A 21475-nucleotide genomic window follows, 5' to 3' on the forward strand; every position below is an offset into this window, starting at 1 on the left:
ACATGCAACTTTTGACCGGTAAAATAATCTTATTAACAGGAGGATCCACTGGCATAGGATTCGAATGTGCATTAAAATATGCCGAAGCGGGCGCTGTTGTCGTGATCGTATCGAATGATCAGGCTACATTGACGACGGCGATTCAAACATTGGGTGCACCTCATTACAGCATCTTTGCAGATATTTCGCAGGCAGCAGATGTGCAACGTATCATCGCAGAGACGCTGGAGAAATTTGGAAGAATAGATGTGATTCATAACAATGCGGCAATTGCCCATCCCTCGAAGCCATTACATGAAACGTCGGAAACAGAGTGGGATGACCTGATGAATGTGAACCTGAAGAGTCTCTATCTGACCACACGTTATGGTATAGCAGCACTCAAGGATAGCAGGGGATGTATAGTCAATACAAGCAGCCTGGTAGGCGAGATCGGGCAGGAGAATCATGCGGCATATACCGCTACAAAGGGTGCTGTGAATGCATTGACGAAATCAATGGCGCTGGATTATGCGCCTTATCACATCCGGGTGAATGCAGTGGCGCCAGCGGGTGTATGGACGCCGATGTTACGTGAGTGGGGAAAGTATCAGAACGAAGGAAAGGGGATATCTGCCTACATGAACGCGATTCATCCATTGGGATATTGCCCGGAGGGTGATGTGATTGCGGACGCATGTGTGTTCCTGATATCGGAGAAAGCCCGCTTTATAACAGGTCATGTAATGCACGTGAGTGGCGGTGCGGAATTAGGTTACAGAGCGCTTAACTATCAGGCATGAAACAATTAAAGATATTACTGGGTGTGTTGCTATTGCAGTTGTGTAGTTATGCACAGGTGAACATACCTTTCGGGAAAAACAACAGGATCGTATACGACCTGAAGAAAGGCACATATAACGTGACGCTGAATGGTCAGGTCGTTTTTGAAAATGTATATGCCGTGGGGCAGCAACTGGATTCACGGGCAGACGTGAAGCGGGGATATGCGGTGAAGAGAACAGGTACGTCGATGGTGTATATTGTCAGCAGTGGTGGTTTGCAACAGTTGTTCTATACATACCCCGGCAGGGAATACTGTGTGATCGCAGTAAAAGTGGCCGGGATGGCGTGTAATTATATTGCACCCATGAATACAGGGCATATCGCTACAGCGGGAAGGGCGTTGAATGTACCTTTTGACAATGATATGTGGTTCAGGTATGATGCGCCGGTATTTGATAAGGCGGATTTTACAGGGAGTGAGGTGACGGCTATTTACAATGAAAAAGGTGGGGTTGTGGTTGGATCGCTGGAGCAGGATGTGTGGAAGACGGGTGTGCAGGTAAAGGATCAGGCATTGAAAGTATTTTGCGGATATACCGATTCCCTGCGTACGCATGATGGGAAATCGCATGGCATGGTACAGCCGGTAGATGGGTATTGCAGTTCAGCGCCTGTTTTTGTCGGGTATGATAAAGATTGGCGGCAGGCGATGGAAACATATGCACAGACGAATATGTCGTTTCATCCTGCACATGTAGCTAAGTGGAAAGGCAGTACACCCTTTTGCTGGAATAGCTGGGGCGTCATGCAGACAAAGGTGGATTTTACCAGGGCGAAAGGAGTAGTGGATTTTTTTCATGATTCCTGTACGGAGTTCCGTACAGCGGATCATACCCTGTACATAGACCTCGATTCTTATTGGGACAATATGAGTCCTGCGCAGCTGAAAGCGTTTGCTGCCTATTGTAAAGAGAAGGGTTTTAAGCCGGGTATTTACTGGGCACCTTTTGTAGACTGGGGGAAATATGACCGTGCTGTGGAAGGGAGTAAATACAGTTATAAAGCAACCTGGACCACACAGGATGGCCGGTATGCAGATACCGACGGCGGACGAGCCATGGATCCTACGCATCCTGCAACGCGGGAGCGGATAGTGCATTTTTTCGGATTGTTTAAAGAATGGGGATATGAGATGGTGAAGATCGATTTCCTGTCGCATGGCGCGATCGAGGGCGATCATTTTTATGATCCTGGCGTGACGACGGGCATGCAGGCTTTCCGGAAAGGTATGGAGTGGATAGATAGTACAGCGGGTGATAAGATGCTGCTGTATGCGGCTATTTCGCCCAACCTGGCTACGTCACGATATGTACATATGCGTCGTATAGCATGTGATGCTTTTAATACAGTAGCGCATACAGAGTATACCCTGAACAGTACGGCTTATGGTTGGTGGCAATCGTTGATGTATGGGTATATGGATGCAGATCATGTGGTGTTTAAGGATGCGTCTTTGCATGCTAACCAGGCACGGTTGGCATCGGCTTTGGTGACGGGGAGTGTAGTGACGGGGGATGATTATGGCGAGGTAGGCCCCTGGCGGGAGGTAGCATTATCGTTGTTGCAGGACCCCGATTTACTGGCGATTGCGAAAAGCGGGAAGAGTTTCCGGCCAGTGGATGGAAACAGGGTGTTTATGAAAGGGGATCAATATATTGCCATCTTTAATTATGATGACAAAGACGCGATGTATAGCGTGCCGTTGGTGAAAGGGGGAAGAATGGTAGAGTTGTTCAGTAAGGAGGTGAAGATGGTGAAGGATACGCTGGAGGTGCGGGTAGCGGCGGGAAGTGCGGTGATATACAGGCGGGAAGGACGTTAAAGAAGCCCGTGCTGTGAAACAGCACGGGCTTCTTTGTCAGATATAACTGAGCCATTTTTGTTCCTGCTGGTGTGTTTGCTTGTATTTACCAAACCACTTACATACAGGGTATAATATAAGTATTACCAGCATCCATATACCGTAAACGACTGGTAAAGAGAATCCATATCCTTTTAGTTGCGCATTGGATGTAACCCATACCTTCAGGTTGACCATTACAGCGGCGGGGTAGCCTGATAGCATGGCAGCTATAATACCCAGGCCATGAATAAAAGGAATATGTACCAGGTAGAAGAACATGGGCACGCGGCCGAAGACAATGATCCTGGCTGTGATGCTGTTGAGGGGACGTTCCAGGTAAGCAAGTAACAGTAAGATCGGGCCAAGTGTCATTAATGTGTATAACAAGGAGGGTGGATATTTGGTGGTATTAAGAAAGGAAAGGAGGGTCAGCCATCCGCCTGGCTGTTTGCCCCAGGGAGCAGGATCTCCGTAAACATTTATTCCCCTTAGCATAATAAAGAGCAGCATAGCAGCCAGGCCAAAATTTCGGAGCCATTTCTTTCTTTGTTCCGGTGTTACTGTGGGCAGGTAAATATTCCCGATTGAATATCCCAGAACGATAATGCCGATGTAGGGAATAACCGGGTAGGCTATGAAGAACTGTGAATGACCGAAATGGAAGTCGGAGAAATTGGGCTGGTGCAGTAAAGACCAGATAAAGGATGTGTTCCTGACAGGATCCAGCATATTATGCCCCAGCACCAGTATTAAACCAATGGAGGTCAGCACTGGTTTGGGCAGGTGTATCAGTATTGCTAAAGTGATCATGCTGGCACCAAATCCCCAGATGGCTTGCAGGAAGAAAGCGGGATAAGTGGGATTGAATGTCCACATCAGGCTCACATAGAATAACTCCAGGAAGAGGAGCCAGATGCCCCTGGTAATTAAAAATGTTGAAAGCGCACTTTTACCGTTTTTAGTCTGGTATAGAAATGCAGAGATACCTGAAAGGAACATAAATGCGGGTGCACAGAAGTGAGTGATCCACCTGGTAAAAAAGATAGGAACGGATGTATAGGCGAGGTCGGTAGGATCATGCAGGTAGGAATACTGGTGGAAGTAGTCCCTGGTATGATCTAAGGCCATCAGAATGATGATGATGCCGCGTACGAGATCGATGGATACTATACGTGTAGGTTTGTTGATTTCCATTAGTGCGTATTTGCGCGTTGCTATTTTAAATCTGGTTGCAGGTAAAAGTGGTCCTGGTGGTGGGAGGTAAAATTATTCTTTTTTCGGGGATCTGTGGAAGGTATGATTTCTGAAGTTGTCTTGCATCGATTATTTACATAAAAGCCTTCAGGTCGAAAAGATCTGAAGGCTTTTAAAGTGATTAAAGTATTCGTTAACGCCAGCCTAAACCAGGGGCAACGTGCTCCAGTATAGATGAGAGGACGTGAATATTGTAATCAACTCCCAGGGTATTAGGTATTGTGAGGAGGAGGGTATCGGCTTCCTGGATAGCTTCGTCCTTCGCTAATTCTTTGATGAGTTGATCAGGTTCGCCTGCATAGCTTCTGCCGAAGATGGCGCGTTTATTTTTTTCGATATTACCAATTTTGTCGCCTCCGTTGGTATCCCGTCCAAAGTAAGCCCTGTCCTGGTCATTCATGAGTGCAAAGATAGACCGGCTGACAGAAACCCTGGGTTCGCGTTTGTGACCTGCTTTTTTCCAGGCATCTTTGTACAGTCTGATCTGTTCAGCCTGTTGAATATGAAAGGGTTTACCACTTTCGTCTTCTTTCAGGGTGGAGCTTTGTAGGAACATGCCGTTTTCAGCAGCCCAGATAGCGGTCGCATTGGAAGAGGCTCCCCACCAGATGCGTTCCCGTAGTCCTTTGGAGTAAGGTTCCAGTCTTAATAACCCTGGTGGGTTAGGAAACATCGGGTACGGATTGGGTTGAGCGAATCCGACGCCTTTTAACTGTTCGAGGAACTGTAGCGCTTTTTTACGGCCCATGTCTGCGTCAGTTTCTCCCTCGCCGGGTTCGTATCCAAAATAACGCCAGCCGTCAATCACTTGTTCCGGCGAGCCTCTGCTGATACCCAATTGTAGTCGTCCGCCTGAAATCAGGTCGGCAGCGCCCGCGTCTTCCACCATATAGAGGGGATTTTCATAGCGCATGTCAATGACACCTGTTCCGATCTCAATTTTGCTCGTTTTGGCGCCGATAGCAGAGAGCAAAGGAAAAGGAGAGGCTAATTGGGCAGCGAAATGATGGACCCGAAAATATGCGCCATCCAGGCCGATTTCTTCTGCAGCGACCGCCAGATCAATAGATTGAAGGAGGGTATCGGCAGCAGTACGGGCTTGATAGGCAGGATGGTTGGACCAGTGTCCGAACGATAAAAATCCTATTTTCTTCATACGTCTCTTTTCGGGTGCAAAGATAGACATTCCCGTGGTGTTCGGGATATATCGAGCAGTATACCAGAGGAAACGACGTGCCTGCTTAGTTGAATGGAGGAGATCAGGTGAGCTTTTCAGGTTTCTGTAGCGGGGGAACCTTTGTGTGTATGCTGGTTATTGATTGCGGAGGAGTGCCCAGGCGATGATGGCGGCAGCTATCAGCAATATAATCATCCAGGTGTAATTGGGTTTGGGTTTTGGCTGTTCCTGCAATAGTCTGTCTATGCTGGAGTGGGTGTATTTACCGTCGTTTTTTTCTAAGCTTTCAACATACCGTTTGCTGTCTGCAAGGTTGGCCCCGGAATGATCCTTGTATATCTTGATCGCCTGAATTTTGTTGCCCTGGAATAATAGTGCGCGTAACTGGTCGTCTATATTCCCGGCAAGGGCTGTTTTAGGTGGATGCAGTTGGTCCAGTTGGTCAACGTAGTCTTTGGCTTCCCGTAATGAGCATTTTGTGGCCTGCTTTACTAAAGCGACCGCTTTTACTTTTTTGTTTTGTGACAACAGGGTTCGGACTTGTTGCTGGGTTTCCTGAGGTACTATCATACCTTTAAGGTAAGGTGGTTTTTTGAGAAGGGGAAAATATTTTGTGGCAGCATGAAGATCTGGGGGGCACTATTTTTAAAGTAATTATTATTCGACAAATTTGCAGAACAGGTTTTTGTAATTACAGTAAATACAAAAAATTATAATGCACAGAAGAAAATGGGCATCGCGATGGCATTACCTGCTGGTATTATCACTGGCAGGATCATTGTTTTCATGCGCGCCGGTACTGGAGAGTTCCAGGTTGACGGCCTTGAGTAATGATTACTGTGCCCCGGGTATTGCCTATAGGCAGGATGCTTTCATTCAGCCGAATAAGGATACAGATACGTTAGTTGCCCGTCATCTGAGTGCCCATGATTATACATTAGCGGCAGATCTTGGTTTAGTGCCCCTGCTTGCCCAATATCTCCGGAGTGTGACGCCAACAGCGCAGCTGGCAGCCAAACAAAAGATAACGGACAGGATATTACTGCTAAATACAGAGATTGAGGCGGTGGTAGCTGAACTTGATTGCAATGGCGAGCGGTATGACCAACTGGCCCGGTATTTAGCTGCAAAGAACAGCAAAAGAAATACACGGTTAACAGTCGCTTCTATAGTGGCTGCTGCAGCCATCACATTATCTACAGCACTTATTAAGAATGATGATTTAAATAAGGGGATTAATATCGGCGGTGGTATTACGGGAACTGCATTGGGTTTTATGTTGCTCAATCCGAAAGGCAGGCAATTGAAGTTACCAATTTACAGGAGTTTGTTGAGTAACGTGTGGCATGAGCAGAATGCAGATAATGCATTTCCTCCTGCTTTGTGGCAAATGATGACGGATAAGACTTTTAGTAATGAAGGGAAGTTGTCGCTTATTCAGACATTAAAGAAGAGATGGTTGCTTTTTGTTTTTGACGGTAAGATTGATCCGAAAGAGGAGCAACTTTACTTTGGTAAGGGTGGGTATTTTTCAGAGGAGGATATTCAACATTTGTCAGATATGCACAATGAGTTGCAGGCGAGTGTCAGAACAGTTGCCCAGGATATGCGGAGCCTTATATCTTCAGTGAACAACTGGCAATAGGTGGCAGGGCGTGTTACCGTATATTTGAACCTATTAACATCGTGGAATACATGAAGCTTCAATATATCGATCCTTTTTCTGGTGGTGAGTTACACCTGGTGGTGCATGAAAGTAGTTTTGACCGGTTGTTTTTTTATCGCGACCGCAGTGATAAATTTTTAACAATTGCCTGGAATAACGGGCAGGATCAAACCGTAACAATCGACGGAATTGCCAGTACATTCCCTTCGCAGTCGGTGTTGCCTTTGATGGTCAATCAAAGCTTTACTTTTGAAAAACCGGATCAGATTGTAGCCTGGCAGTATAACCGGAATTTTTATTGCATCCTGGATCATGATAAAGAAGTGAGTTGTGTCGGCTTTCTTTTTTATGGATCAGCTGATACGATGTTCATTCTGCTGGACGAAGAGCAGCAGCGGAAATTAAACCTGTTATTGCAGGTATTTATCGACGAATTTGCAGATCAGGACGTGATTCAGCGCGATATGTTGCAAATGATATTAAAGCGGTTGATTATCATTGTTACCCGGCTGGCTAAGAAACAATATTTACACAACGAGGTGCTCACCCATGATAAACTGGATATTCTGAGAAAGTTTAATATCATGGTGGAGCATAATTACCGGAAAGAGCATACTGTACAATTTTACGCCGATCAGTTAAACAAGTCTCCTAAAACGCTCGCAAATTACTTTGCGATGTATAACAATAAGTCTCCGCTGACGGTGATACAGGAACGCATCATATTAGAAAGTAAACGGTTGCTGAGGTATACAGATAAATCTGCCAAGGAGATCGCTTATGACCTGGGGTATGAGGATGCCGCTTATTTCAGCAACTTCTTTAAAAAGCAAACAGGGTTATCCCCAGGCGATTTCAGAAAATCTACCTTACCGACCTGACCAGGGAAATAATTACAAGCCGCCGGGAATTCTCTCTATTCGCGGGCCGCGCCAGCTGTCGCACCTTTGTACTGTTCAATACAAACAATACAAAATAAAAAATTACAGCCATGAAAACTTTCCCAATTCCAACCAGAGAACAAGTATCACCAGCTAACCAGGCAATATTTGATAACCTGAAAGGTATGGTTGGTTTTGTACCGAACCTGTATGCTATTTTCGCGCATTCAGAAAATGCGCTGGGAAATTACCTCAGCTTTCAGAACGGAAAATCTTCCATCCGTGCAAAGGAGCGTGAGGTCATCAACCTGGTTGTAAGCCAGGTAAATAACTGTAGCTATTGCCTGAGTGCACATACCCAATTTGCCAAAATGAATGGGTTTACGGACGAGCAGATACTGGCTATCCGCAGGGCGGATATTGATTTTGATCCTAAATTAGCCGCGTTGGCGAAGTTGGTGAAGGCGACTACAGAAAACCGGGGGCAGGTGACGACGGACGTACTGGAAGCATTTTTTGCTGCCGGCTACACAGCAGCCAATCTGATAGATACAGTGCTTGTGATAGGTGATAAGATCATTACTAATTACCTCCATGCTTTAACGGAGGTTCCTGTTGACTGGCCCCTGGCGCCGGCGTTGAATTAATACATTCCTTATTCCCCGTGGCGGCTGGTGCTGCCGCGGGGATCGCTCAGTCGGGGGAAATAGCATATATGCTCATGTAATTTCAAAAAAAATCCATCTTTCTTTAGCATCTTTATAAATATTTTACGTTTTATTTTTTACTTTTTATAATTTCAACAGAAATATTATTCAGGTAAGTGAACATTCTACACATCACGGATGAGAAGGAGCTATTGCGCAGGTTGCGGGATGGGGATGAGTTTGCTTTTAAAGACCTTTACGACATCTATGCCCCGCGGCTGGCTGCGCGACTATTACAATTGCTGCGGTCGGAAGAAATAGCGGAGGATATTCTGCAGGACCTGTTTATTAAGATATGGGAGGTCCGTCATACCATCAACCCGGATCTAAGCTTTGGCGCATTATTATATAAGATGGCGGCCAATCTCTCGAAGAACGTATATAGAAGAAATGTATATGATCAGTTAATGCGGAAGGAGATCAATACTGATCAAAGTCATAACCCCATAGAAGAATCCCTGGACCAATCAGAAGCCAAACAATTACTGGACGCTGCATTAAACAAACTTACCCCCAGGCAACGGGAAGTATATATTATGCATAAGATAGATGGCCTCAGCTATCAGGAAATAAGCAGCCGGTTAAATATTAGTGCATCCGCTATCAATCACCACATACAAGAGGCTAATAAGCAATTAAGAAATATATTAAGATCTAATTACATTTATCTATTTGCGGTATTAATCCCTATTTTTTTTGAAAAATAATTGTTTTGGGGGTGCTATTTTTTATTTCTCGTGTGTATATATCTGTAATTAGGCATAAACAGGACTGTTTGCTAAGATGGAAAACATTAAAATAGAAGAATTATTTAAAAAGTATAATGAGGAGACAATTACTGAAAAGGAATTGTCGCAGCTCTATGAATTTTTCCAGCTTAACGAAAATCAGGAAGAACTGGATGCCTTGCTCACCGCTTATTTTTCGGAGGAAGCAGTCGCGTCACCATCACTGGCTGCCAGAGCGGTGATTGTGAAAGACGCAGCCTGGAAGGGTATTGAGCAGCAACTGGGCATGCGACCTGCACCAAAATATAGGAGAATGTATTGGTGGAAAGGGGTTGCAGCAGCGGCAGGCGTACTGCTGGTATTGTCATGCGGATTTTATTTTTACAGAGAATTTTCCCGTTCATCCGGTTCCCAGTATGCAAATCTGGATATTCCGCCTGGTACTAACCGTGCGACCCTGGTCGCATCCAATGGAACGGTCTATCAGTTGAATGGAGCGAAGGAGGAAATTGTGGTAGACAAGGGAAGTATTCATTACAAAGATGGTGATATCCTGCCTGTAAAAGATTCCGTTCAGCATGTAACATTAAACATTCCGAGAGGGGGGCAATACCGGGTTACATTAAGTGATGGTACGAGGGTCTGGCTGAATGCAGCATCTTCACTGTCATACCCGACTGCGTTCACAGGAAAGGAGCGGAGTGTAACACTGAAGGGTGAAGCGTATTTCGAAGTAGCGCACAACGCTTCGCAGCCATTTATCGTACATACACCAGATGAGGATGTGAAGGTGCTGGGCACCAGTTTCAATGTAAACTGTTATAATGATGAAAGCGGGACGGTGACTACCCTGGCCACCGGCAGTGTTCGCCTTGACAGCAGGGGCGCCGTTCAGACGACGGAATTACATCCCGGGGAGCAGGCTGTACTGAATAATACAACATTTAACGTAGCAGCCGTCGACGTTTCATTATACACCGCGTGGAAAGATGGAGATTTCCGGTTTAAAGCCACACCATTAACAGAAGTCATGCGCCAGATAGGTCGATGGTATGACCTGGATGTAGATTACACCAGCATTCCGGCGGATATCAAAGTGCATGCATCAATCAGAAGAGATAAAAAGTTGTCAACAGTGCTTCATGCACTCGAAAGAATAGGGGATATAAAATTCGCAGTAGAGGGAAAGAACATTAGCATCATTCATTAGTAAATACCAAAATCTTTTTTATCGGCTTTCCGTCTTTAGGCTGGCGTGTATATGACACACATCAGCAGGGGGGATCCTTATACTTATAATAATCAACCAAAAACCAACCGTTTCAAATTATGGGCAATCTCCTTTTTGTCAGGGACAAAAGGTATGTGCTGTACCGTGAGCGTTCGGGAAAGAACAATTGTAGCACATTATCACTTACAACCAAATTTTTGTCCGTTTTTATCCCTATGCTGCTGTTGCAGCTGTTTGCAAAGGCGCAGACAGTCACACTGGATGTGAAAAACGCCCCGTTTGTGAAGGTGGCGGAAGAGATCAGCAGGCAGACTAAAATCGATTTTTCGTACAATGACCGCATTCTGAAAAAGACAAAGCCGGTTACACTGAAACTGGTGAAGGAGCCGATTTCCAGTGCGATGCAAAAGTTGTTAGCAGAACAGCCATTGAGCTATGAGATCAAAGATGGTCTGATCATTATTACAGAAAAGAGTGCACCACTTACCCAAGAGGAGCAGGCATTCCAGTCTGATGTAAGGGGTCGTATTACGAACGAAGCAGGTCTTCCACTGGAAGGGGTTGCTATCAGGGTGAAGAATACCAAATTTGGCACCAGGAGTGATAAAAACGGTGACTTCACTATTCCCGGCCAATATGCAGATGGGATGCTTCAAATTCATATGCTGGGTTATGCTGATATGGAAATGAGTGCAAAGAGAGCCCGGGTAGTTACACTGGCCATGGCGGCTTCAGACCTGAATGAAGTGAATGTAGTGGTTAACACAGGTTATCAGAAGGTAGACAGTCGTCACCTGACCAGTGCAGTTACCACCATCAAGATGGATGATATCATTACGCCGGGGGTGAATTCAATAGACAAGTTGCTGGAAGGCAGGGTACCGGGCATGATGTTCATGCAGAACTCCGGGCAGGTGGGCGCAGCACCCAAACTGAGGATCAGGGGTACGTCGACTATTCTTGGGAATCGTGAGCCTCTTTGGGTGCTGGATGGTATCGTACTCACAGATCCTGTGAACGTAGATCCTCAGCAGATCAATGACCTCGATTTTGTGAACCTGCTGGGAAATGCGATTTCTGGTCTGAATCCTGAAGATATTGAGCAGATCGACGTGCTGAAAGACGCTTCTGCTACGGCATTGTATGGTGCTAAAGCCGGTAACGGTGTGATCGTGATCACCACCAAGAAAGGGAAGCCTGGAAAGCCGATGATATCTTATTCTATGTCATCCGGTTATTCACGCCGCCCAAGATATTCTGACAAGAGTATGTACATGATGACGTCCAGGGAGCGTATGGATGTATCCAAAGAAATGGTAGAGCGCGGTATGCAATACAATAACGTGACGCAATGGTCAGGTTATGAAAGAGCGTTGCAGGATTATTATGCAGGTAAAATCGGCTATGATGAGTTCAAACGTTTAAGTGATTACTATGCCAATGTGAATACTGATTGGATGGGATTGATCACGCATGATGCATTTACTCAAAACCATACATTAAACCTCTCCGGTGGATCTAAAGATATCAAGTATTACTCGTCTATTGGTTATCTGAATGAACAGGGTGTGATCAAAGAAGAAAGTAACAAACGTTACTCTTCTATGCTGAACATTACTGCCGACTACAAAAAGTTCATGGCACAGATTGCCTTCAATGGTAGTTACCAGGTAAAGAATTACACGCCAACGGACCTGGGTATTCTGAACTATGCTTATAATACCAGCCGTACTATTCCTGCGTATAATACCGATGGAAGTCTCTTTTATTATCCACAAACCAATGGTTCGCTTCTTTATAATTACAATATCCTGAATGAGCGTGACAATAGTAATGATCATACGAACCTGATGTCTACCAATGTCAGGGCGTTGTTAAGGTGGCATGTGATCAGGGGGTTGGATCTGGAAGGTACTTTTGCCGTTGGTATTAGCAACAATGATCGGGAGGTATATTATACCAAGAACACTTATTACATATTTAAGTTACGCGCCGATCAATCCACCAGGTGGGACCAGGCGCCTGTAGGTGGTGAACTGCAGAAGTCTACCACAAACAATAAGAATTATACCGGACGTTTGCAGGTAAACTACATGACTACATTGGATAATTCCGGGAAACACTCCTTAACAGCAACGGGTGGTGTAGAAGTTAAATCCAATGCATACAATGGATTTGACATTACCCGCAGAGGTTACTTCCCTGAAATGGGCGGTTATTTTGATATCGTACCTACTACCTATAGCGGTTACTACAATCAGTGGATGACGACAAAAGCAGCTTTAGGTGCTTTTAACCGTCAGCTTACAAACGATTTTGCCTGGTTTGGTACAGCCGGTTATAATTATGATAACCGGTATATGTTCAACGTCCATATCAGGGGTGAACAATCCAATCTTTTTGGTTCCAGAACCAATAATCGCTTTCTCCCTATCTGGGCATTATCAGGTCGCTGGAACATGAAAAATGATGTGGTGCCGAATGTAGGATGGATCAATGACCTTGCCTTTAAGGGCTCATGGGGTTGGCAGGGAAATATGCTGCCAGGGCAGTCAGCGAACATGGTGATCCGCCAGAGTACATATTCTGATACTTATTATAATGAACCCTTTGCCAATATTGTAAACTATCCTAATCCGGACCTGAAATGGGAAAAGACTTCTTCATTCAACGCTGGTTTTGATTTTTCCCTCCTGAAGGGTAAACTGAATGGATCAGTAGCTTATTTCTATAAGAGGACGAAGGATGCATTCCTGAACAAAACTGTTTCAGAGATCAATGGTGTACAATCATACGTCATCAACAGTGGTACACTGGAAAATAAAGGCTTGGAGGTAGCACTGTCAATAAAAGCGATTGATAACGTCAATGTAAACAGTTCCCGCAGGGGATTTGTATGGCGTATAGATCCGCAGCTGGGAGAGGTATTGAACAAAGTGTTGAACAGGGCTATCAATAACAGGAATAACGTGCTGATAGATAATATTACCTATAGTAACTTCCTGGATGGATCTGTACAGTTAGCCGGTAAGCCGTTGAATACTTTTTACTCCTACAAATTTAAAGGACTGAGTCACGAGGATGGTTCCCCGATTTTTTATGGCGCAGAGGCTGAACTTGCAGATGAATACAATAAGCAATATTCCCAGATGAAAAAAGAGGATGTCTACCTGTCGGTGATGACTGAATCTGGCCGTAGAGAGCCTTTCTTACAAGGTGGTATTTCCAACTATTTTGGCTGGAGGAATTTTGGTCTCTCCTGTAATATTACTTATTCTCTTGGTAACAAGATCAGGATGCTGAAAATAGCTTCCGGTTATGCCTCTACGGTTACCTATCCACAGCAGAACCTCCGTAAGGAATTTGTGCGCAGATGGCGCCATCCGGGTGACGAAGCATATACCAACATTCCTGGTCTGCAGGCAAACAATAATCTGAATACACCATGGTGGAATCAGTATCCGGCAAGTGCTTATTCTTTTGGTGGTAGTGTATACGATATGTATGATAATTCTGATTTGAGGGTGATAAGTGCTGATTACGTGAAACTTCAGTCAGCCTCTTTCAAATACAACTTTGATGAGAAAATGATTCGGAAGCTGGGATTTGCGTCTGCTTATGTAAGTATTACAGGCACCAATATGTTCACGATCACCAACAGGTTATTAAAGGGACAGGATCCTGCACAATCAGGCGCATCTCCTAATATCAACCTTTCAGTAAGACCTACTTACACGGGTTCCATTAACGTTTCATTCTAAAATTTAAGCACCATGAAAAATGTATTTGCGCTGCTTATGTGCTTACTGCTCCTGCCATCATGCCGTAAATTCCTGGAAGAATATACTACAGATCAGAGATATGCTTCTAATACGAATGATCTTGAGCAACTGATGATCGGAGAAGCATTCATAAATAATGTAACATTCTCTATCTATAGTCAGGCTACGATGTCGGACCTGACATCAGCAACGAGTGTCTTTGCACCCTGGCTGCATGTAATGGATGATGACAGTGAAACGTTTGTGGCAGACCAGGTAGAAACAAGTCAGGCCACTCCGTTGTATATGTTTTCCGGCTTTCATAACTGGAGCCAGTTACCATCCGTTAATATCTTAAATACTGCGTGGGAAGAAACTGCCTGGCGCAAGTTGTACAAACGTATCGGGTCTTTGAATGCGATCCTTTTCCAGGCGTCGAAGATTGCGGATAGCTCATCACAAAATGTGCAATTGCAGCATATCCGTGGAGAAGCGTACTTTCTCAGGGGGTATTATTACTTCATGCTGCAGAATATTTATGGTTCTCCTTACCGCACAAGCACTGCTGCTACGGATCAGGGGGTGCCAGTGAAGGTGACTGAAAAAATTGATGATAAGTATTTTTTCCGGGATAATAATCAAAAGGTCTATGACCAGATTATTGCTGATCTGAACCAGGCGGCGACTTACCTGGACGGTTACAATCCTGACAATAATATCAGGGTAGGTATTGCGGCCGTCAAAGTTTTACTGAGCAGGGTCTACCTGTATACAGAACAATATGATAAGGTGGTAGCGACCCTGAAGGACTTTGAGACAATGGGATATAGTCTTACAGATCTCAATCAGTTTATACAGGGTGCCAACTTCAACTATCGCACTTCCGGGGAGGCTATTTTTACAATGGGAGCTAATGTTACGCCGGCTGTTTTTATGAACGACTCACTTTCTTCATGGGGTGGCAATGATAACCGTGTTTCTGCATTCAAGGCTTCTAATGACCTGATGGATACATATGATACAGCTGACCTGAGACGTAATGCCTTCTTTGACAGATCAACCAAGAATAAAGCGTTTCTGCCAAGAAAATACAGATCATGGACTACGTATAATGATGTGGCCCAGGTGTCTGACATATTTTACCTCCGCTATTCAGAAGTGATATTGAATCGTGCAGAAGCATTGGCAATGATGGGATCAGATGGAGATGCCAGGACCGAGCTACAGAATCTCCGTGCAAAGCGTTTCCGGAATGCAACTGCAGACCAGTTACCTTCATCAAACGAAGCACTGGTTGATTTTATCCGCGGAGAGCGTCGTCGTGAACTGTGTTTTGAGGGACATCGCTGGTTTGATCTCAGGCGTTATGGGGTGAATTCCAAGTATCCTTTACCTGCAAGTTTTGTGATCAAACACCCTGTGTACAGCTATGATGCGTCCTCCAATACGTATTCACCCGCAGGGTATTATGTGCTGAAATCCTATGCGCAGGATGCGGCATCCTGGCAGGTGCCGATCCCTGATTATGCGATCACATTTAATCAAGGTACGCTTACAAATCCAGTTCGTCCTGTTCGTCCGATTCAACAATTTTAATCAGTGCAAATGAACTACAAAATATACCTGATCGCCTTTACTTTGTTTGCTATGGCGACGTCATGCAGAAAGGAAGAAGAAACGATCTTTCCTGACTACGATAAAAACTGGCTCGTGGTAGAAGATGATCCTAATGATCCTACGATTCATGCGAATTACCTGTTTTACAAGGAAACAGGGATACCGATATACATCAATGACACGATCGGTTCTCAACAGCGGAAGGATGTGTTTGGGCATGATTACACTTTTTATGAAGTGTTGTCCATGAGTTATTCACTGGGTGGTTCGCTGGGTTCGAGTGCTCCGCCATATGTGGAGTCATTCACTTATTGTTCAAAAGAAGATGTGCCTGCGGCGCTGGCATTCCTGAGAGCGGAGATTATGCCGTCGTTACCTGCAAGTGTACATGTGCCCAGTATCCTGCTTGTGAATACGCTAGGCAGTTATGGGTTTGGCAGCTACGCATTTAAGGGATTTAATACGGTGGTGATAGGTGCGGTATCACAGATACCAACTATGGATGATGCGACCCGGGCAGCTTATAAAGGGGCTATTCTGCGCGCCTTGCTGACCAATGCGGTGCAGGATGATAAATACAAAGATATCCTGGATAAATTTTACAATGCCTCCAGGAAGTTTATGCCTTCTAAAGATGCCTATGGGGTGTATACATTTCAGCTTGCCAGTTATGTAACAGGTCTGCCACCCGGCGTTTCAGCTACGCCTCAGGCCATTGGGTTCCTGGGTCCGGATCCCCGAAATTCATATTTCACGCCTATGTCAACTAATATGGATGTGTCTATGTACATAGAGGCAACACTCGGTCAATCAGAGGCTCAGTTTAAACAGCAATTTGGTACGCAGACTACTATCATGACCAAATATGGTTATATCAGGCAGATACTCGCTGATCTTAAAGTACCTGTGCAATAGTGGGTTCATCAAAACATCAAACAATCATATTTATAAATTATTTTAAAATTTCCAAATGAAAAAAACAGTTTTATCTGCCCTGCTGTTGGGTATTACAGCGGCGGCATGGGCGCAGAGTGCGGTGATCAAAGGTAAATTTGAGAGGGAGAAAGGCGGTAACGTGAGTGCGAGCCAGATCTATCTTTTCAAGGCTGTAGAGGGTGAAATTGTGCCTTATTACATGATCCCTCTGACCAGGCAGGATCATTCATTCCAGGTGGCCGTTGGAGACAGCGATCTGAACGTGATCAGGTATATAGGCTTTGAAGATGAAGTGTACCCAGTATATATGCGCAAAGGAGATACGCTTAACCTCCAGGGTGGATTTGGTGAGGCAGCTTATTCCGGCACAGTAAATAATGAGAACAAAGTGTTTGCCGACTGGTATAAAATGATGACACCACTGAGGAAATATGGTTATACCAAAGAAGGCTGGCTGCGTGCACACGATCACTATGCTGCTACACTTGATTCAATAGTTGGGCCTGCGGAAAAATTTATGGGCACTGTCAATACTGGTAACAAGAAATTTGACACTTATGTAAAAATGATGTTGCCTTATAGTTTCCGGATGGATGCGATGTTACCATTTACAGAAGGCATCGGATATGAAAATCGTGACAAATATCCTGCTTTCCTGGTAAACCTGTTTAATACAGAGAAATATGCAGATCCAAATATATGGACGCTTCCATTTGGTTATAGCTACATACAGAGCCATGGATTCGTACGGCATTACATTTACAACGCTGAGAGTGGATTCCTTGAAGATGTAATTGTTCCTGAAATCACTGATCCAATGTTGAGAGCCAATTATGTTCTCACACTATTGGACCGCCACGAATATCAGAACATGGCTAAATTTGTGAGTAAGAACAAACAATACATGGTTACAAAGGACCAAAAGAAAAAGATGCAGGTGCTTGAGAAGAGAGCGAATGTGAAAGAACCAGGAGGTGAGGCGATTGATTTTGCATATCCTGATATGGCAGGAAAAATGCATCACCTGAAAGATTTTCGTGGTAAAGTTGTACTGGTAGATGTATGGGCTACCTGGTGTAAGCCTTGCCTGGCAGAACAGCCTGCACTGGAAACGCTTGAGAAATCTTTGGAGGGTAAGGATGTTGTGTTCCTCAGTATCTCAATAGATACAGAGAAAGACAAATGGAAGAATATGGTAGAGACGAAGAAACTGTCAGGATTACATTTATATTCTGAAAATAAGGGAAGTATGATCCAGGACTACGAAATCACCTCCGTACCACGCTTCATCCTGTTTGACAAAAACGGTAAAATGGTGAGTTATGATGCTATCCGGCCTTCAGATCCAAAGTTAAAAGAGTTAATCGAATCCAAAATTTAATAGTAGATAAATGAGAGTATTCATTGTTTCAATATTCCTGGCAATAGGTGTTTTGTGCAAACAAAACACCCTTGCACAGGGGATTATATTCCAGGAGCTGACCCTTCAACAGGCAATGGCGAAGGCAGCCGACCCGGCAGCACCAAAACTGATCTTTGTTGATTGTTATACCAGCTGGTGTGGCCCTTGTATTGAAATGGCCAAACAGGAGTTTCCTAAGAAAGTATCAGGTGACTTTTTCAATCCTAAGTTCGTTTCTGTAAAGTTCGATATAGAGAAAGGAGAGGGTATTGAAATTGGAAAGAAGTATGACGTGAAGATGTTTCCCACCTTCCTGATCCTGAATGCCAAGGGTGAGGAGATCAACAGGGTGGTAGGAAAAGCAGTTGCAGAGGAGTTTATTGAAAAGGTGAAGGTGGCTTTAAATCCTAACAATTCGTTGGCAGGTTTGAAGGCTGCTTATGAGAAGGAGAAGAATATGACTACTGCATTGCCTTATGCGAAAGCACTGCTTGACAATGCGAGAGATCCTTCTCCCGTGTTGAGTGAGGTCTTTGACAAGGCGCAGGATTACGAGCGGTTCAGTGGTGATTACCTGCAGATGGCATTGGAAGCAACGGACTTTGGCAGCCCTTTTTTCAGGAAACTGATGCTGGACAAAAGACGTATTGATCAGGCAATTGGTACAGAGGTGACTAACCGTATCATCTTTGATAAGGTTCGCAAGCATATGTACCTGATCGCAAATGAAACCGGTGCAAGGTACAATGTATTTTATACTCCTCAGCAGGTGGAAGATATCGCGTATACCATTTCATTGTTAAAGATGGAGCCGACTCCTGAGTTGCACATGTGCAGGGTTGCTTTGTATGTGGTGAATAAGGACATAGATGGGATGATTGATTACTACAAACGGTATATTGCCAATATGCCGGATAATGATGTTTTTAAAGGTATACTGGATGGTATTCTGTCAACTAAAATATCGAAGGTGACAGATGCCCAGAAAGCGGCCATCAAAGAATATTTTCAGTTGGAGAAAAGGAATTTCGACAGACAGGCCAGGTACAGCCAGGCTCAGTTAGACAATCTCTCAAAATAAATGACGATACCGGGTTGCCTAACTTTTAAATAGCAGAAAAATGAGCGTTTTTTCAAAAGGATATATGATCAGATTCACTGTTTTATTGGTCATGAATGTTTTATTCATAGCTGGTATAGCCGTTGGACAGGGGTTTACGGACGATGTAAAGATAGCTGCTGATTTCTTACATGCTTTTGATTCCTTATCAGCAAAAGGGGGGACCATTACTGCAGAAGAAGCGCAAAAAGCATTGATGGCAGAACGGAGTGGGGTTACGCTTGATCTGGCAAAACCGGCTTCGAAGGAACTGACAGGTCATGGGGTGTATGAGAAAGCTAAGAGTGCTACAGTTATCACCGGCGTGGCGTATCTGTGTCCCAGGTGCTCAAATGTACATTTGAGCGAATCTACAGGTTATGTAATCGATCCGAAAGGAATCATTGTTACTAACTACCATGTCACAGCTACTTATGCATTCATGAAAGACGGCAATCAACCGAAGGGGTTTGTAGTCCGTATGGCAGATGGTCGTGTGTATGCAGTGAAGGCAGTCCTTGCATCGTCTAAAAAGCATGACCTTGCCATTCTTCAATTGGAGACACATGGTGATATCTTACCTGCCATTGCGCTGGCAGATTCAGCTGCTATTGGCGACAAGATCTATATACTTGGTCATCCGAAAGGGATTCACTATTACTTTTCCCAGGGCAATGTGAATAATAAGTATATGGAGGAAGTAGGGGAGGGAGAAAATAAATTCTACCGCGAGATGATGTCTGTTTCGGCTGACTATGCGACTGGTTCGAGTGGAGGCCCTGTGATGGATATGTATGGTAATGTGGTAGGTACCGTGGCCAATACACGCATGTTTTTGCACAGCGATGTGAATGCGGGCGTGCAAATGGTGCTGAAGAATACAGTTCCGGTTGAAATACTTTGGAAACTGATCCGGAAGTAGCTTTTTAATAACCTTGCCTATATTTTGAGTATGAGCCTTCAGGTCGTGAGACCTGGAGGTTTTTTTATTTGGGCGGTGAAAAAGACTCCGTGACATTATGATATTTTTACAGACTGACATACTTTAATAGCTTTAACTCTTTCCTCAGCACACGGAGATCGATTGAACAGGGATGGACAAAAAAATGCCCTGACCATAAGCAATGATCAGGACATTGTATTATTAGTGTAGCTTTTTAATTTCTTTAATTGCAGCATCCATTTCAGCTACTATTTCAGGCGTTGAGCCGCTGAATCCCACGCTGGTTAAACGGATAAATCCTTCACTGTCTATAATCACTTTATGCGGAATGCCCTTAACCTGAAAGTTTTTGGCAACCTTGTTTTCGTTGCTGGCTTTATCTTTCAGATCAAGGTAGAGCGGCAAAGAGTAATGATGACTTTTGAAGTACGCCTGGGATTTGGCTTTAACAGATGCGAAGGTGTCGTCGAATTGCTCAGCCGTATGTATGAAAAGGAATTTAACTGTAGTGTCAGCTTTGTACATATTCACTAATTGCTGCATGCCGGGCAAAGCTGCTTTACAGGGGCCACACCAGGTCGCCCAAAAATCAATGACCATTATTTTGCCTTTGAAGTCCTTCGGGGATACTACAGCACTGTCTGCATTCAACAGTTCAAAATCAGGAGCTTTAACTTTAACAAGTTCTTTCGCTATATTATTTTCGTATTGCGCTTTATACTTAGCCAGCAACGTTTGATTAATGGAATCCAGGTGCGCGTCTACATTCCTCCCAGGATAGATTGCCTGATAGCATTTCCGGTACGCTGCCATGGCTTCCTGGTCTTCCGTACCATTTTCTATAGCTTCCTGCAGATATGGAAACGCTGCTTTGTATTGCCCGCTTTTACTGAGCAAAATAGCGTAGTGTCCATTCGCGTTTTCATCTTTACTTCCCAACATATCGATAATCGTTTTTGCGATTGTTGCTGCCTGCCTGTAGTTTTGTTTCTTTTCTAAAAAGTTAAGCTTTAGCTTCAATAGCATTATTTTTTCCGGCTTATCTATCTTTCCGCTGCGTAGTGTTTGATCAACAATTTGTTCTGCTTTATTATTAAGCGCCGGATTGGATAAATAGGCAAAAGTGGCCCACGCGGTCATTCGGGAACCACCAGTTGTTTTGTGCAGGTAAGACATCGCCTTATCAAATTGGCCCAGGTTTGCATAAGCACCCGTTAAAATTGCATTGGGTTCGCCGAGATCTTTCTTCGGGAATCTAATTTTAAGTGAGTCCATTAGTTGCAATTTCCTGTCGAGATTTGGCGCTGAAGCCATTTGATTGACAGCATTATCAAATGCCATATCTCCATTAGGGAAACGTTTTATCCCCAATTCGGTCACTGGCTGCATCGGCAAATTCTTTGCA

The 21475-nt window shown here is 44.3% G+C and carries 17 protein-coding genes; 13 read left to right on the forward strand and 4 right to left on the reverse strand.

The genetic code is table 11. From position 1 onward, the window contains the following. Positions 1 to 2 precede the first annotated feature (2 nt). A complete protein-coding gene (locus tag ABDW33_RS25335) occupies positions 3 to 782 on the forward strand; it encodes an SDR family oxidoreductase (protein ID WP_343692899.1) in 780 nt (259 codons plus the stop codon). Continuing rightward, on the forward strand, positions 779 to 2647 hold the full coding sequence (locus tag ABDW33_RS25340) for a hypothetical protein (RefSeq protein ID WP_343692900.1): 1869 nt from the start codon (positions 779 to 781) through the stop codon (positions 2645 to 2647). Before ABDW33_RS25335 ends, ABDW33_RS25340 begins: the two co-directional genes overlap by 4 nt. Positions 2648 to 2683: 36 nt before the next feature. On the opposite strand, the gene ABDW33_RS25345 is transcribed toward ABDW33_RS25340, so the two are convergent. From ABDW33_RS25345 to ABDW33_RS25355, 3 genes are all read right to left on the reverse strand, one after another. Continuing rightward, complete coding sequence (locus ABDW33_RS25345) at positions 2684 to 3862, reverse strand: heparan-alpha-glucosaminide N-acetyltransferase domain-containing protein (protein ID WP_343692901.1); 1179 nt, start codon at positions 3860 to 3862, stop codon at positions 2684 to 2686. 193 nt (positions 3863 to 4055) lie between these two features. Further along, the gene (locus tag ABDW33_RS25350; protein ID WP_343692935.1) at positions 4056 to 5078 is read right to left on the reverse strand and encodes an LLM class flavin-dependent oxidoreductase; all 1023 of its coding nucleotides are present in this window, start codon (positions 5076 to 5078) and stop codon (positions 4056 to 4058) included. A 156-nt stretch (positions 5079 to 5234) separates the two neighbouring features. Beyond that, positions 5235 to 5669 carry a hypothetical protein gene (locus ABDW33_RS25355; protein ID WP_343692902.1) on the reverse strand — a complete coding sequence of 145 codons (435 nt, stop codon included), beginning with the start codon at positions 5667 to 5669 and terminating at the stop codon, positions 5235 to 5237. A 145-nt stretch (positions 5670 to 5814) separates the two neighbouring features. On the opposite strand from ABDW33_RS25355, the gene ABDW33_RS25360 reads away from it, so the two are divergent. The 11 genes from ABDW33_RS25360 to ABDW33_RS25410 all read left to right on the forward strand — a co-directional run bounded on the left by ABDW33_RS25360 (position 5815) and on the right by ABDW33_RS25410 (position 20049). Continuing rightward, positions 5815 to 6744: a hypothetical protein gene (locus ABDW33_RS25360; protein ID WP_343692903.1), complete on the forward strand. Its 930-nt coding sequence runs from the start codon at positions 5815 to 5817 to the stop codon at positions 6742 to 6744. Positions 6745 to 6794: 50 nt separating this feature from the next. Further along, entirely contained in the window at positions 6795 to 7646 is an 852-nt protein-coding gene (locus ABDW33_RS25365; RefSeq protein WP_343692904.1) for a helix-turn-helix domain-containing protein, read from the forward strand. A gap of 110 nt (positions 7647 to 7756) precedes the next feature. Next, entirely contained in the window at positions 7757 to 8293 is a 537-nt protein-coding gene (locus ABDW33_RS25370; RefSeq protein WP_343692905.1) for a carboxymuconolactone decarboxylase family protein, read from the forward strand. A gap of 176 nt (positions 8294 to 8469) precedes the next feature. Continuing rightward, positions 8470 to 9060 (forward strand): sigma-70 family RNA polymerase sigma factor, encoded by a 591-nt coding sequence (locus ABDW33_RS25375; protein ID WP_343692906.1) that lies wholly within the window; start codon positions 8470 to 8472, stop codon positions 9058 to 9060. Positions 9061 to 9136: 76 nt separating this feature from the next. Then, the gene (locus ABDW33_RS25380; RefSeq protein ID WP_343692907.1) at positions 9137 to 10291 is read left to right on the forward strand and encodes a FecR domain-containing protein; all 1155 of its coding nucleotides are present in this window, start codon (positions 9137 to 9139) and stop codon (positions 10289 to 10291) included. Between the two features lie 119 nt (positions 10292 to 10410). Beyond that, positions 10411 to 14073, forward strand: a complete 3663-nt coding sequence (locus tag ABDW33_RS25385) for a SusC/RagA family TonB-linked outer membrane protein (RefSeq protein WP_343692908.1) — start codon at positions 10411 to 10413, stop codon at positions 14071 to 14073. Positions 14074 to 14085: 12 nt separating this feature from the next. Further along, positions 14086 to 15669, forward strand: coding sequence for a RagB/SusD family nutrient uptake outer membrane protein (locus ABDW33_RS25390; RefSeq protein WP_343692909.1), 1584 nt, complete (start codon positions 14086 to 14088; stop codon positions 15667 to 15669). A 9-nt stretch (positions 15670 to 15678) separates the two neighbouring features. After that, positions 15679 to 16605, forward strand: a complete 927-nt coding sequence (locus ABDW33_RS25395) for a hypothetical protein (protein ID WP_343692910.1) — start codon at positions 15679 to 15681, stop codon at positions 16603 to 16605. A gap of 55 nt (positions 16606 to 16660) precedes the next feature. Beyond that, the gene (locus tag ABDW33_RS25400) at positions 16661 to 18007 is read left to right on the forward strand and encodes a TlpA disulfide reductase family protein (RefSeq protein WP_343692911.1); all 1347 of its coding nucleotides are present in this window, start codon (positions 16661 to 16663) and stop codon (positions 18005 to 18007) included. Between the two features lie 10 nt (positions 18008 to 18017). Beyond that, positions 18018 to 19109 carry a thioredoxin family protein gene (locus tag ABDW33_RS25405; RefSeq protein WP_343692912.1) on the forward strand — a complete coding sequence of 364 codons (1092 nt, stop codon included), beginning with the start codon at positions 18018 to 18020 and terminating at the stop codon, positions 19107 to 19109. A gap of 64 nt (positions 19110 to 19173) precedes the next feature. Next, complete coding sequence (locus ABDW33_RS25410; RefSeq protein WP_343692913.1) at positions 19174 to 20049, forward strand: serine protease; 876 nt, start codon at positions 19174 to 19176, stop codon at positions 20047 to 20049. 222 nt (positions 20050 to 20271) lie between these two features. Here the strand turns inward: ABDW33_RS25410 and ABDW33_RS25415 are convergent, their stop codons facing one another. Then, positions 20272 to 21411, reverse strand: coding sequence for a TlpA disulfide reductase family protein (locus ABDW33_RS25415; protein WP_343692914.1), 1140 nt, complete (start codon positions 21409 to 21411; stop codon positions 20272 to 20274). Positions 21412 to 21475 lie beyond the last annotated feature (64 nt).

The sequence above is a fragment of the Chitinophaga sp. genome (assembly GCF_039596155.1).
Classification (GTDB): domain Bacteria; phylum Bacteroidota; class Bacteroidia; order Chitinophagales; family Chitinophagaceae; genus Chitinophaga.

Excerpts from the sequence above, each read along its gene's own strand:
- ABDW33_RS25335 (WP_343692899.1), top strand. The coding sequence starts at position 3 with ATGCAACTTTTGACCGGTAAAATAATCTTATTAACAGGAGGATCCACT.
- ABDW33_RS25340 (WP_343692900.1), top strand. The coding sequence starts at position 779 with ATGAAACAATTAAAGATATTACTGGGTGTGTTGCTATTGCAGTTGTGT.
- ABDW33_RS25345 (WP_343692901.1), bottom strand. The coding sequence starts at position 3,862 with ATGGAAATCAACAAACCTACACGTATAGTATCCATCGATCTCGTACGC.
- ABDW33_RS25350 (WP_343692935.1), bottom strand. The coding sequence starts at position 5,078 with ATGAAGAAAATAGGATTTTTATCGTTCGGACACTGGTCCAACCATCCT.
- ABDW33_RS25355 (WP_343692902.1), bottom strand. The coding sequence starts at position 5,669 with ATGATAGTACCTCAGGAAACCCAGCAACAAGTCCGAACCCTGTTGTCA.
- ABDW33_RS25360 (WP_343692903.1), top strand. The coding sequence starts at position 5,815 with ATGCACAGAAGAAAATGGGCATCGCGATGGCATTACCTGCTGGTATTA.
- ABDW33_RS25365 (WP_343692904.1), top strand. The coding sequence starts at position 6,795 with ATGAAGCTTCAATATATCGATCCTTTTTCTGGTGGTGAGTTACACCTG.
- ABDW33_RS25370 (WP_343692905.1), top strand. The coding sequence starts at position 7,757 with ATGAAAACTTTCCCAATTCCAACCAGAGAACAAGTATCACCAGCTAAC.
- ABDW33_RS25380 (WP_343692907.1), top strand. The coding sequence starts at position 9,137 with ATGGAAAACATTAAAATAGAAGAATTATTTAAAAAGTATAATGAGGAG.
- ABDW33_RS25385 (WP_343692908.1), top strand. The coding sequence starts at position 10,411 with ATGGGCAATCTCCTTTTTGTCAGGGACAAAAGGTATGTGCTGTACCGT.
- ABDW33_RS25390 (WP_343692909.1), top strand. The coding sequence starts at position 14,086 with ATGAAAAATGTATTTGCGCTGCTTATGTGCTTACTGCTCCTGCCATCA.
- ABDW33_RS25395 (WP_343692910.1), top strand. The coding sequence starts at position 15,679 with ATGAACTACAAAATATACCTGATCGCCTTTACTTTGTTTGCTATGGCG.
- ABDW33_RS25400 (WP_343692911.1), top strand. The coding sequence starts at position 16,661 with ATGAAAAAAACAGTTTTATCTGCCCTGCTGTTGGGTATTACAGCGGCG.
- ABDW33_RS25405 (WP_343692912.1), top strand. The coding sequence starts at position 18,018 with ATGAGAGTATTCATTGTTTCAATATTCCTGGCAATAGGTGTTTTGTGC.
- ABDW33_RS25410 (WP_343692913.1), top strand. The coding sequence starts at position 19,174 with ATGATCAGATTCACTGTTTTATTGGTCATGAATGTTTTATTCATAGCT.
- ABDW33_RS25415 (WP_343692914.1), bottom strand. The coding sequence starts at position 21,411 with ATGGCATTTGATAATGCTGTCAATCAAATGGCTTCAGCGCCAAATCTC.